Genomic DNA, 12,731 nt, shown 5'->3' on the forward strand with positions numbered 1-12,731 from the left:
GCCTGTGGGCTGTAGGTCTATCCGCAACATAGCTTCTTTATAGTCTTGACATTTGTAAGCTATGAAAGAAATAGCTAGAACCAACGATATTGCAAAAGCTACGGTGGCTTTGGGAAACATACTCATTAAATCAACCTCTCAAAATAGTGGAACCTCCATAAACTATCTTACTACATTTAGTTTGTCAAATAATTTTGATATATTGACAGAACGCAAAATAGTATTATATTATTAGATACGCCAACATTTATTCCATAAAATGTTTTGTGCCAATTGGAGGATTTATGGTTTTAGACGATACTGACAAGAAGATTATAAATATGTTGTTGCAGTCTGGCAGGGTGTCCTATACGGACATCGCGAGAGCTGTTAATATGAAACCGCCCTCTGTTATAGACCGCATTAGGAAGCTGGAGGGGGACGGCATCATAAAGGGCTACACCGCTACCATTGACTACCAGAAGCTGGGCTATGGCGTTACCGCCTATATAGGCATATCGCTTGAGAGCACAGAGCACATGACGACTGTGGACGCGCTTATCCGCAATGCAGACGATGCGCTTATCAGCTGTTGCCACGTTGCGGGCGACTTTACATTGATAGCAAAAGTCGTAACGGAGACGACCGATTCGCTTGCTCATATCGTTAAAAACCTTCGCGCAATACAGGGGGTTACTAAAACTAATACAATCCTTATTTTTTCTACGCTTATGGACCGTCCGCGTGTTTTAGATTAAACGTTAATGTCTGATATTTCAGCTGGGTTACAGGAGCATAGGGAGATAATAGATAGGGTGGACAATAGCATTGCCGAGTTGCTATCTATGCGATTTGAGTTGACGGATTCTATAGGAACGCTGAAACGTGAGGCTAATATTAGTCTGTCTGACAGCGAGCGTGAGACAGCGATTATTGAGCGTGTTTCGGAACTTGCAGTTGGCTTGGAACGTGAAGAGATTGCTAAAATATATGCCACTATATTTGCAGTTAGCAAAGCCAGGATGGCAAAGAGCTAAGGAGGACTTTCGTTTGGATTCTGATGATATACCGAGTTTAATTTTTACCATTTTATCTGTCTTATTTTTTGCTTTTCTATCGTTATCAGAGGCTATCATAGGTGGGCTTGGATGGTTGCGCATACGACGGCTGTTGGAAGAGGCTGACGAGAGACATCCGCGCCTAGAAGCACTGTGGAATAACCGCTCAAACCAGCTTGCTCTTACTGTCAGGCTTGCTAAATTGGCTACCGTTATGCTAATTGCGGCAACCACGCTTTCCGATTCCTCTGCTTTCTGGCTTGCCAATGTTGTTGCCGCATTAGTTTTGGTAGGCGTAGTGCTTCCTACGCTGCTGGCAGATATTGCAACTAAAAGGCTATTGGTCTCAACGCTCCATACCTTATATCCATTTTATGTGCTCTTTTATCCGATGACGTCCCTTGTAGGCAAGCTTTCTGCTTGGAATAAACGTATCTTTGGGGATAGAGAGGGCAAATCTGTCGTCACTGAAGACGATATAGAATATATGCTTGACGTAAGTGGCAAGCAAGGCGTGCTTGAGGATGGGGCGCACGAGATGATAAGTGGCGTGTTTGATATATCGGAAATGCAGGTTAAAGAGGTTATGGTGCCACGCACCGATATGATAGCTATTTCACAGGACATATCAAAGGATGAACTGCTTGATATAATAGAGGAATGTGGCTATTCAAGAATCCCTGTCTATGAAGAAACACTTGATAACATCAGGGGCATCTTATATACAAAAGACGTAGTTAAGATGTTACGTGAAGGGGCGGACATAACTGAGTATATGAAACAGATTCACGAGGCATTGTTCGTGCCTGAAACTAAGTGGGCTGACGATATGCTCAGAGAACTACAGCGAGCGCATCTGCAAATGGCGGTTGTAGTGGATGAATACGGTGGGGTAGCGGGTATTGTCACTATGGAGGATATACTGGAACAGATTGTCGGTGATATATGGGATGAGCACGATGATACAGCAGAGCTGATAACCAAGATAGATGACACCATATATAAGGTGAACGCACGCACGACTATCTATGACTTATACGAATATTTTCAAATTGAAGATGAAGATGAGGAGCGTGGCTACGATACAGTAGGCGGACTAGTATATTCGCTGGCGGGCGAGATACCCCAAGTGGGGGATAAGTATGATTGGCGCGACTTCAACATATCTGTCAGCAAGATGGATAATAACAGAGTAGAGGAGGTAGAGCTGGTGCGAAATCTGTTATAGATATTTTCAGCCCTTGCTCTTGACTTGCTAAACTATCTGTATTATCATTAAATCTCCGTTGTATTTTGGAGGTTCATTTGAGTCTGAATAAACGTTTAGGGCGTGGGCTAGAGTCTTTAATTCCCATTGGCGGTAGCGACTCTGCGGGGCAAAGCGATATTAATGCACGATTTCGTGAGATTGACATTACCGACATTATGCCCAACATAAAGCAACCACGTAAAGACTTTGATAAGGATGCACTTGAGGCTCTCGTATCATCGGTGCGAGATAAGGGCGTGTTGCAACCGATAGTCGTAGTTAAAACTAGCGAATCAAAATATATGCTCATATCGGGAGAGCGTCGCTGGCGTGCTGCAGGCTTTGCGGGCTTAAAAACACTGCCCGCACTCATCACAGAGCCACTTGCCGATACAGATAATTTAGAATTAGCTTTAATAGAAAACACTCAAAGGGACGACTTAAAGCCATTAGAGCTTGCGCGGGCATATAGAGAGCTAATGGATAGTTGCGACTACAGGCAGGAGGACGTAGCTAGGATTGCTGGCAAAAGTCGCCCCGCTGTAGCAAACACGTTAAGACTGCTAGATTTGCCGACAGACGTATCAGATGCATTGGAACAAAAGCTAATATCAGAGGGGCATGCAAGAGTTTTTCTATCCATACCTAAAAATTATTGCCATAAGCTGTTAAATGACGTATTATCAAGGAACTTGTCCGTTAGGCAGACAGAGCTTTTGGCAAAGCGCATACAGGACGAGGCTAACGGCAGGGGTGCTAGTGTAGCTAAAAATAGCGAGACACAGGGCAGTGCTAGCCTAGATGCTGATATCCTAGCAATTGTGCGTGAAATGGAGCAGTTTTTTGACTCTAAAGTGTCGTTTAAGACGCGCGGTAAAAACAGAGAGCGCGGCGTGATAGAGATACGCTACGACTCGCAGGACGATTTAGACAGGATAGTAAATAAAGTCAGGGGAGAAGTATAGATGTTGAAAGTTACGAAGGAAAATACTGGTGTTGATGCCCTGCTGGGGCAGAATACATCCTTCAATGGAACGCTGGTTTTTGACGGCATAGTCCGCATTGACGGCAACTTTGAGGGAAAGATTAAGACCAATGACACGCTCATAATAGCCGAATACGGTAAGGTCAACGCTGAGGTAGAGGCGGGGGTCGTTAAAATACTAGGCGACTTTTCGGGCACTATATCTGCAAGTAGCAAGGTAGAGATGTATAAACCTGCGCAAGTAAAGGGTGTTTTAAGAACGCCTAATATCCGTATGGAAGAGGGTGTTATGTTCAATGGTAGCACCGAAATGGGGCGTTCTGGCGGGACGTCGTCATCAACAGAAGACTAATCCATGCGTAGACCGCTTATAGCTGCCAACTGGAAGATGTTCCTTACCCCTGATGAGGGCGTATCTCTTGTGAAATCCGTTATGGCGGCTAATGTGGACTATGCTAAAGTTGACGTTTTAGTATCCCCTAGTTTTACTTCGCTTTATGCGGTATTTAATGCCGTTAAGGTTGCGGGCAAGCCTGTATCAGTTGCCGCACAGAATATTTGTGCTGAAGACGAGGGAGCATTTACAGGCGAGGTAAGTTTGCAGATGGTAAAGGGTTGCGGTGCGGGTGCTGTTATACTTGGGCATTCTGAACGGCGCAACATCTTCAGCGAAAGCGATGAGCTTATAAATAAGAAAGCTATAAAGGTGTTATCAGGCGGGCTTACCGCATTGTTGTGTGTCGGCGAGCTATTAAATGAGCGCGAGTCAGGCAAAGCTGATGCGGTAGTGGTGGCACAGCTGGATAAGAACCTTAAAGGTGTGAAAGATTTGAGCAAGGTTGTTATAGCTTATGAACCTGTATGGGCTATAGGTACGGGCAAGACGGCTACGCCTGCGGATGCCGAAGCAATGCATAAAACTATCCGCACATTTATAGGTAGCACTTATGGAGTAGCGGTAGCTGACAACCTGCGCATACTTTACGGCGGCAGTGTAAAGCCTGATAATATATCTATGCTTATGAAAGAACCTGACATAGATGGTGCACTCGTAGGTGGTGCCAGCTTAAAGGCTGACCAGTTTCTAAAAATTATAAACTACTAGGAGAGTCCTTTGTATAGTATTGTATTAGCCTTTCATGTGTTTGTTTGCGTGCTCTTGATAGTTGCAGTTCTCTTGCAGTCAGGCAAGGAAGGCGGGCTTGGCGCATCGTTCGGCGGCGGGGCGGGCGACAATATGTTTGGTCCGGGTGCCCCAGCTAACATTATGAATAAAGTCACAACCGTGATAGCGGCATGTTTTTTACTGCTATCTCTAACGCTTGCTTTAATGTCAGATGACAGGGCTAAGGACAGCATATTGAAAGATTACGAAGCTACCCAGCAGCAACAGCAACAATAGTTGCCTATGTAAATTATGCCAAGAAAGTCGCTACTTTGCCTATCTACTCTGTTTCTGTTCCTCGTTGCCGTTTCTTGCGACAACAAGGGTAAGTCTAGCATAGCTGACGAACATCTACCTTTGAGGGAACGTTCTGTGAGCCACCCCAATGGTGATATGCTGGTATATGCGATGTTTGGTGAACCGCTGAATATGTTGCCTCCGCTGGCTACCGACCATCCCTCGCATGAAGTGACAGGCTTGGTGTATAACGGGTTGATAGCAGTTGATAAGAAGTTAAACCTTAAAGGAGATTTGGCAAAACGCTGGGAAGTCAGCTCTGATAATCTAAAAATTACATTTCATCTAAGAAACGATGTGCTGTGGCACGATGGTGTTCCGTTTAATGCGGAGGATGTTATCTTTACCTACGAGTTCATAGTAAATCCTAATACGCCGACTGCTTATGGAGACGACTTTAAGCATATTAAAAATATCTATGCACCCGATAACTGGACAGTTGTAGTAGAATATAATGAACCTTATGCCCCTGCACTGCTTAGTTGGGGCACGTCAATACTGCCGAAGCACCTGCTAGCTGATACACCACCTGTGCGCTCTGCCCTGCAGAGGAATCCGATAGGCACGGGACCGTTTATCTTTGCTGGCTGGGAGGCTAACAAGTCTATTACATTGCACGCTAATCCTGCATATTATAAGGGGCAACCTTATATATCAACTATCCAGTTTCGGTTCTTTCAAGACCAGAGTGCGGGTTTTATGGAGCTATTGAACGGTTCGGTAGATGTAATGCCACTGACGCCTGCACAATATATGAAACAGACTGATACATCGCGATTTAGTGAGCTTTATAATAAATATGACTATCCTGCGTTGGCGTATAGCTATATCGGCTATAACCTGCGCTCTGATATACTTGGCGATAAACGTGTTCGTAAGGCGTTGGCACTGGCAACCCCTAAGGAGCAGATTATTGATAATGTAATGCTAGGTCTTGCACAGTCTGTGGAATCGCCATACTTGCCGGGCACTTTATGGTATAATAGCAAGCTGACGAAAACTGATTACGCCCCTGAAAAAGCCTTGAAGTTGTTAAATGAAGCGGGCTGGGTGAAGAGCGCAAGTGGACTGTTGGAGAAAAGCGGACAGCCGTTGAAGTTAACGCTGACTACCAATCAAAATCCTACTAGGGCACGTATATTAGAGATATTACAGCAAAGCTGGTCAGCGTTAGGAATAGATGTCTCTATTAGGGTACTTGAGTGGGGGATATTCATAAACGAGTATGTTAACAAGGGCAATTTTGATGTAATCATGCTAGGCTGGACTATGGGGATAGACCCGAACCAATCCGCTATATGGCATTCTGCTCCTTGCGATAACAGCGTGGCTACATTAAACTATATATGTTTTAATAATGCACGTGTGGATAGTTTGTTGGAATTGGGCTTAAAGACATTTAACGAAAAGCAGCGCAAAGGCTACTATGACGAGCTACAAACGATATTGGCAGACGAACAGCCCTACACGTTTCTATATGCTCCGCGTGAGGTGCTGGCGGTGGCAAAGCGATTTAAGGGGGTGGAGCTGTCGCCTGCTGGTGTGACGTATAATATAGACGAATGGTATGTGCCTAAAAATGAACAAAAGTATAGGTGAACTTGTTCCTATAGTATTATGTCAGACAATAAAACCAAACTATTCTCTGCTGAATAGAAATTCGTTTAGCAGCGGGATTGAACAAGGAACTGCACATTGAGTTTAGATAAAATAAAGTTTTCCCTCTACATTCAGCCGGGTGCGAAGAATACTGAACTTGCGGGCAAGCATGGCGGGCTGATGAAGTTGCGCATATCCGCCCCGCCAGTTGAGGGTGCGGCAAATAAGGCTGTTGTGGAGTTTGTGGCAGGTTTTTTGGAGCTACCAAAATCCGCTGTTCACATAGTGAGCGGGGAGAAGTCGCGCACGAAAACCATTGAGCTGACAACAAACAACGAGAAAGTAAAGGATAAACTAAGCAAGCTAATTGGAGGATATTTATGATACATCTGCCCATTAAAGAGCTAGATAAATACAAAGATGCTAAAAAGCTTCTGGAGCTTGGCTATGCGTTTATTAAAGATACTGACGTTGCAAGCCTGCCACTAGGCAAGATTACCATAGCCACTGGTGTTGAAGCTACCCTGCAAGAGCACCAGACAGCACCTGCAAGCGAAAAGCTGTTTGAAACGCACGATAAGTTCTTTGATATACAATTTATGGTCAGCGGGCAGGAGCTGTTTGGGTTTGCCAGACGCGAGGAGCTAACGGTAAATAAGCCCTATGACCCTGCAAAAGACATTACTTTTTATAATGAACCTGCAAACAGCGGCTATGTTCTGCTAAAAACAGACGAGATTATCGTGGTATCCCCAGATGAGGCACATAAGCCGTGTTGTTGCTTAGATAACAATCCTCAACTGGTTAAAAAACTTATAATAAAAGTTGCAGTTGGGAAATTCAGGGTTTAATCTCAAAATAGATTTCTATTCTTTATAGAATATCCAACTATCGCCACCTATAAACGGCACTCGTTTTGTATAGCCGTGACGTTGTATAACATCAGACATAGTCTGAATATCACTAATGGTTGCAATCCCTGAAGACAAGAGCCATTCATAAGCTGGAATATAAAAGATTACCTGCTTATCATCGCGAATATCGTTCAGTGCTTTAATCAACGCCTGCTCATCACCAGGGGGAATAGCGATTGCTTCTCGCAAATGCCTAAATAAAATTGGGCGATTTACACAATAAACTGCAATGACAGGCACATTTCTATATGGTTCGGCAAATGCCGCATAATCAAACGTATGAATAAGTTCACTCTCCCCATCCATATAGATATTGCTACTTTTCCAGCAAATCAATGTCAATATCAAGACAATAGTAGTCAATATTGCCTGTCGTATTTTTATTCTACTAATAGCAAAAGAAACTAATTCTTTTGAAACAAGAACTAATAATAAAACCACCGCGGGCATACATGGATAGTAATGTCTTAAAGCGAGAAATATTTCTGGCATATATTTAGCATCTACAAGCAAAACAACGGATAAGCCTAATGTAATTGTAATACACTTTAGCGCGACATCTTTTTTATTATTGCTTCGGCAAAAACCATTATGGTAAATAGATATGCTAGCTAGCGCCGCAATAGTCAATATCCACCAATATAGTGTTCCTCCAAACAAGCCCGAATTAATGTCTGCTATCATTTTTATTAGCACTCTAGCAGTCTCGCCAATATCCCTACTAGCGCGCCAATTGGTGCCAGCAACCCCATAGAATACATATTGATGTGCAATAAAGCTAAATATCAAAGCTATAGCACATTTAGTAATATCCTTAAAGCGTTTCTGCCGAGCTAAACTTATGAGTGGTATAACGGCTATGCCTGTCAGCCATGGAGCAAAATAGTAGTATGCATCAAAACCCAAGAAAAAGACTATGGCTAACAAAATATAAAACTTTCCTGAAAGTTTGGACTTGTCAAGCATATCTAATGCCATATACAGCAGTAACGTAAAAAAGAATGTGGCCATTGTAAATGAACGACCAGATATAACAGTGTGTACAGCTGCACTACTAAAGCCATAAAATATTAGTGGCAACAGAGCCGTTCTGCCAGACAAGAAACGCTTTGAAATGACATATAAAACAAGGCAGGTGGCTATGTAATAGGGTATGTTTAACATTGTGCCAAACCACAGGCTAAACCTATCCATAAACAGCATGGATACCAAATGAAGTTGCATATGATATGTTGGAGAATGATGCCTATCCCTCTGCCTTAATTTATTAAAATGTGACAGTCCCTCGTCGGGCTGAGCAGTCATAATCCTCTCCATATCATATGGAGAAAGCCAAGTGGGAGTGGTAGGTTCATCGTAATCTTGCTTCATACTCCCAAGAGTCCACGAGTCACTGGGAGTGATACTAAGCGTCCCTGTGCGCTCTGAATTAGCCCAGTTAGCAGAATATAGGCTCTGGTCTTCTTCTCCTATAAAATCTTTAGCTTGCTTCTTGTAATACACCATCACAAGGAGCTGTGCCGCAATTATCAAAACTAATAAAGCCCAGTTTCTAGCGAGAAACCAGTTGTGCAACCCTTTGTAGATGCAACACCAAACTACAAGCACTACAAAAAGTACCAGTGTAATAAACGGGGCAATAAAGCTATTTGGCAACACAGGATACTTACTCAAATATGCCCTTTCAAGCTCCATAGAGAATCCACGCATAACATTATGTGAAAATATGTTGAACTGCGTGGAGATACCACCCTTGATTAGCTTTGATGAATTAAAGCCATCTTGGAGAAAGTTAAAAGAACGTTCCGCTTGCTTGCCTGTTCTATCAGAGTATTGCAATAACCAACCCTTTGGGTAGTGGTTAGTAGTGTTTAGTCTAGCAACGACTAATGACAACCTAACGTAGTCTTCTGAAACTCTATCCCCTACATCAACCCTTATAGTTGCGTTGTCAGCATTACTCCTAATAACGTTCCTGTCAACACCAACTATGCTGAAGTTGTCTAAGTTCTTATATAGTTCTTTCTGTGATATCTCTAAATGTTTTTGCCATTTCAAGGGCACTGCATCTACCCTACCCACATAGATAAACGATAAAATCATATAAATGCAAACAACAGCCACTAATGACATGAGAACAAAGAGTAGATGTCTAAACCTATTGACAAATTCTTTTAAATTGCTATATAACACTGCTCTTAACTCCTTTTTCTGCTTTCTCAATTTAACCAAGGTTATTTTGAGAAAAATTTTTCCCCCCCCCCCCCCCCCTTGACGGAAACAATCTCGTTGACGAATTAGGGTAGAATGGCTGAGGTATGGCTGTTCTTGCAGTTTTCTTTGACTTCTAAAAATAATCGTGCTATTATAGTAAAAAACGTGTTATTTTAACCTTGGTTTATTTTACAAATTAGAAAAAGGGGTTAAAAGCAGTGTTTTATAGCAATTTACAGGAGTTTGTCAATAGATTTAGACATCTATTTTTTGTCGTAGTATCATTAGTGGCTGTTGTTTGCATCTATGCACTGCTATCGTTTGTCTTTGTAGGCAGAACGGATGCAGTGCCTCTGAAATGGCAAAAACACCTAGAAATATCACAGAAAGAACTATACAGCAACCTAGACAACTTCAGCATAGTTGGTGTTGACAGGAACGTTATCAGGAGCAATGCTGATAACGCTACTATAAAGGTTGATTTAAGAGACAGAGCGTCAAACGATTATAAACGAGTGGTGCTAGTTGCCTCTGTCGTTAACGCAAGTAATTGGTATAAAAGCACGTGGGTTTCGGCTGTTGATAGCTCTGGAAAAGCAATAAGTAGAGGGTTTAGTAGGCTAAGAGATGGTTTTAATTCGTCAAGAATTATAAAGACTGGTGTTCTTAGCCAAATTACAATAAACGTATGGAATATTGGCGGTGGTTTCTCTATGAATTTAGAACAGGCATATTTGAGCAAATACCCTGTGTTGCCTGATACTTTCATTACACCTTTTATACTCCTGTCGCTTTTTGCGGTGCTTATTACTTGGTGTTGTCTTTATAAAGGACTTTATAGTTGGATATTTGCACGCAGTTGGGCTTTATTTATCTTAATACTTGTTGTTCAGCTACTTATTATGAGCTATTACAGGTGGCATAGCAATGAGTTTATAGGTGAGGAGTTTGAAACCATTATGAATGCAAATAACTCTAACAATGGCAATTTTATCATTGCTCCGCAAGTTGATGCAGGTAACGTTTGGCATTCATCACAGGAAATGTTTGAAGCTATAACTGCACAACCTAGTGAAGGTTTATCACATCTGAATAAGTTGAGAGCTAGATTTCCATTGCATTCTCCAACTCGCTTTATACAACTTCATTTAGCCTTTATGCTATTCCCCAATACTTTTAGTTATTGGTATGGGATGGCTCTAAATGCGCTATATTATATAGGGATATGCATTCTTATGTATGTCATATCTAGGCGTTTTCTGTCTGATAGGTTAGCTCTGCTACCAATGGTGTTTTATGGTTTCAGTGCTGCGGGGCTATACACGCCGATATTTGCCCGCTCTTACACGGCAGCAACCTTTTTCTGTGTGCTTTTGATATATTTAGCATTGGAAATATTTACCCAGCCGAAACTGACAAAGAAAATTTATATACTATTAGCATTATCAGCGTTCCTCGGTATTGATGCGCATAGTTTTTGCGCAGTGTGGCTTGCAGGTATATCTATTGTGCCTATATACTACCTGTTTATGCAGAAACGCTTTGTTGAAATTGCTAAATGTGCAATTGCTTTAATAGTGGGGATTTCTATGTATTCAGTTTTTGTTGTTCACCCATTCCCTGCTTCAGACCGCGCAAATGCCATTGGGAGCATATCTATATATTTTAAGACATTGCCACAATCATTGCTGACAACATTCTACTATTTGCTTGGGTGGGGCGGTATTTTGTGCTTATTGGTAATTGTTGTTGCCGTCGTATTAAGCAGGTCTGCAAAAGTGCAACAGCAAAAGACTACTGCCTTGCTATGCTTGTCCATAGCATTGGCTACATCGGTCTATCTGTTGGCTCATCATATACACACAACATCTATTGGTCTTTTTACTTGGCAAGCATTGCCACTTGCCGCACCGCTTGCATTATTGTTCACCCTGTTTCTAAATGAGCTTGTCTCCAAAAAGTTGTTTGCTGGTGTAATATTGGTGGTTGCGTTCTTTGGTTTTCTCAGCAGGGTTGAGCCTCAGAAAATATTATTGTATTACCCAGACACTAACTATGCTGAGGTTGCTAGGACATATAGGAATGTGCCAGCTATCTGGATAGGCATTGCTGGCGGGCCTCCTCATGAAATGCCTGCCATAATAAATTTGCGTGAAGCCACATCTATGCCTCCTGATGATGTTGCTGCCTTTAACAGAGCATTAGAGCATATAAAAGATGACGATAGTGTTATTATCTACTTTGCAATGGAGCTTGCTAGCTATAAAGACACTGTCTTAAACATTATGCGTAGTCGTGGCTACACAGAACAAGTGCCGTTCATAGACGGCGTTAGCTGGGTATGCTCTAAATAATTCTCCCTGAACGTTCCACAAGCCCCTTTAGGGTTAGCCGTGTTAGTAGTAGTCGTGTATAATGAGTTTGTGCTTGGGGAAGGATACGCTAGCGGCTCCGGCTGTGTCTGTGCGTCCTTGCCCGCCCAAGTCAATTCCAACTTTTTATAATCATTTTTTGCCATTTTTCCCGCTTTTCTTATTTATCTCGGTTTCAAGTTCGCCCAAGAATGCCAGTATATCCGACCATTCCGGCGTGTCGCCGAAAATCATACTTTGCATTGCCTTGTAATCCCGCGCAAGCAAATCCCGATTATTTTTATTTGGCGACAGACGCAGTTCCCCAGCGGCGCATTCGTCAAATGTATGTCCCCAACCGCAGGGATAAAACTGATTTTTATGTTCTATGACTTCTTGCAATAATTCAAAATCCGCCAACGCATCGGCTTTTATCGCCGAATGCCCCATTTGATACAAATCATAGTAATGCCGCGAATACCGCTCCGGCGTATGACTGGGAATTTCCGCGTCCGTTTCCTTATCGCGCTTTGTCGCGGGGCGGTAATGTTCGCGGTGCAGAATTGTCGCCTTGTCCCAAAATGTGCGCTTGGCTTTTATCGTAGGCACTATTGCCGGCACGATACCAAGGTGCGGATATGCTTTCGCTACATACGGCATAATCTCTTTCGGCTCGTTCGGTGTTAGTGCCGAGAGTATTCCGATTTCAAGAAAAATATCCGACCGCAGATAAACATCGTTCGCGACCTTTGGATAAATAATATGCAGGGATTTGTTATCAATGAATTTCGGTTCGTAATTTGGATTGACCTTTGCATATTCTTCGTAGGTATAGATTTTCACACCCCCGTCCAGAACCTTTGCGATTTTATCTTTCAATGTCGTGCTGATATACTGCGCGGCAATATCGGATACTTCTT

General features: G+C 42.6%; 13 protein-coding genes. 11 read left to right on the forward strand and 2 right to left on the reverse strand.

Features of this window, described 5'->3' with window-relative positions; genetic code table 11:
• Nucleotides 1-284: 284 nt before the first annotated feature.
• The 10 genes from AC1MDJ_RS04850 (at nucleotide 285) to AC1MDJ_RS04895 (ending at nucleotide 7,183) form a co-directional block, all read left to right on the forward strand.
• Nucleotides 285-737 carry an Lrp/AsnC family transcriptional regulator gene (locus AC1MDJ_RS04850; protein ID WP_479689828.1) on the forward strand — a complete coding sequence of 151 codons (453 nt, stop codon included), beginning with the start codon at nucleotides 285-287 and terminating at the stop codon, nucleotides 735-737.
• Nucleotides 738-743: 6 nt separating this feature from the next.
• Nucleotides 744-1,016, forward strand: coding sequence for a chorismate mutase (locus AC1MDJ_RS04855; RefSeq protein WP_479689829.1), 273 nt, complete (start codon nucleotides 744-746; stop codon nucleotides 1,014-1,016).
• Between the two features lie 13 nt (nucleotides 1,017-1,029).
• A complete protein-coding gene (locus AC1MDJ_RS04860) occupies nucleotides 1,030-2,265 on the forward strand; it encodes a hemolysin family protein (RefSeq protein ID WP_479689830.1) in 1,236 nt (411 codons plus the stop codon).
• 77 nt (nucleotides 2,266-2,342) lie between these two features.
• Entirely contained in the window at nucleotides 2,343-3,251 is a 909-nt protein-coding gene (locus tag AC1MDJ_RS04865; protein WP_479689831.1) for a ParB/RepB/Spo0J family partition protein, read from the forward strand.
• Nucleotides 3,252-3,623: a bactofilin family protein gene (locus AC1MDJ_RS04870; RefSeq protein ID WP_479689832.1), complete on the forward strand. Its 372-nt coding sequence runs from the start codon at nucleotides 3,252-3,254 to the stop codon at nucleotides 3,621-3,623. It begins immediately after the preceding gene.
• Between the two features lie 3 nt (nucleotides 3,624-3,626).
• Complete coding sequence (gene tpiA / locus AC1MDJ_RS04875) at nucleotides 3,627-4,376, forward strand: triose-phosphate isomerase (RefSeq protein ID WP_479689833.1); 750 nt, start codon at nucleotides 3,627-3,629, stop codon at nucleotides 4,374-4,376.
• Between the two features lie 9 nt (nucleotides 4,377-4,385).
• The gene (gene secG, locus AC1MDJ_RS04880) at nucleotides 4,386-4,673 is read left to right on the forward strand and encodes a preprotein translocase subunit SecG (protein ID WP_479689834.1); all 288 of its coding nucleotides are present in this window, start codon (nucleotides 4,386-4,388) and stop codon (nucleotides 4,671-4,673) included.
• 15 nt (nucleotides 4,674-4,688) lie between these two features.
• Nucleotides 4,689-6,332 (forward strand): peptide-binding protein, encoded by a 1,644-nt coding sequence (locus AC1MDJ_RS04885; RefSeq protein WP_479689835.1) that lies wholly within the window; start codon nucleotides 4,689-4,691, stop codon nucleotides 6,330-6,332.
• Nucleotides 6,333-6,428: 96 nt separating this feature from the next.
• Nucleotides 6,429-6,716, forward strand: coding sequence for a DUF167 domain-containing protein (locus AC1MDJ_RS04890; RefSeq protein WP_479689836.1), 288 nt, complete (start codon nucleotides 6,429-6,431; stop codon nucleotides 6,714-6,716).
• Nucleotides 6,713-7,183 (forward strand): NanQ anomerase/TabA/YiaL family protein, encoded by a 471-nt coding sequence (locus AC1MDJ_RS04895; protein ID WP_479689837.1) that lies wholly within the window; start codon nucleotides 6,713-6,715, stop codon nucleotides 7,181-7,183. Before AC1MDJ_RS04890 ends, AC1MDJ_RS04895 begins: the two co-directional genes overlap by 4 nt.
• Before the next feature lie 15 nt (nucleotides 7,184-7,198).
• On the opposite strand, the gene AC1MDJ_RS04900 is transcribed toward AC1MDJ_RS04895, so the two are convergent.
• On the reverse strand, nucleotides 7,199-9,439 hold the full coding sequence (locus AC1MDJ_RS04900; RefSeq protein ID WP_479689838.1) for a hypothetical protein: 2,241 nt from the start codon (nucleotides 9,437-9,439) through the stop codon (nucleotides 7,199-7,201).
• 239 nt (nucleotides 9,440-9,678) lie between these two features.
• Here AC1MDJ_RS04900 and AC1MDJ_RS04905 point away from each other — a divergent pair, with 239 nt between their 5' ends.
• Nucleotides 9,679-11,814, forward strand: a complete 2,136-nt coding sequence (locus AC1MDJ_RS04905) for a hypothetical protein (RefSeq protein WP_479689839.1) — start codon at nucleotides 9,679-9,681, stop codon at nucleotides 11,812-11,814.
• A 150-nt stretch (nucleotides 11,815-11,964) separates the two neighbouring features.
• Here AC1MDJ_RS04905 and AC1MDJ_RS04910 read toward each other — a convergent pair.
• A partial coding sequence (locus AC1MDJ_RS04910) for a nucleotidyl transferase AbiEii/AbiGii toxin family protein (protein WP_479689840.1) occupies nucleotides 11,965-12,731 on the reverse strand: 767 nt, incomplete at its 5' end.

This window comes from Candidatus Termitispirillum reticulitermitis, from assembly GCF_054655775.1.

What these genes read in the sequence shown, in the direction of transcription:
- AC1MDJ_RS04850 (WP_479689828.1), top strand. Translation starts at nt 285, where the DNA reads ATGGTTTTAGACGATACTGACAAGAAGATTATAAATATGTTGTTGCAG.
- AC1MDJ_RS04855 (WP_479689829.1), top strand. Translation starts at nt 744, where the DNA reads ATGTCTGATATTTCAGCTGGGTTACAGGAGCATAGGGAGATAATAGAT.
- AC1MDJ_RS04870 (WP_479689832.1), top strand. Translation starts at nt 3,252, where the DNA reads ATGTTGAAAGTTACGAAGGAAAATACTGGTGTTGATGCCCTGCTGGGG.
- tpiA (WP_479689833.1), top strand. Translation starts at nt 3,627, where the DNA reads ATGCGTAGACCGCTTATAGCTGCCAACTGGAAGATGTTCCTTACCCCT.
- AC1MDJ_RS04885 (WP_479689835.1), top strand. Translation starts at nt 4,689, where the DNA reads ATGCCAAGAAAGTCGCTACTTTGCCTATCTACTCTGTTTCTGTTCCTC.
- AC1MDJ_RS04895 (WP_479689837.1), top strand. Translation starts at nt 6,713, where the DNA reads ATGATACATCTGCCCATTAAAGAGCTAGATAAATACAAAGATGCTAAA.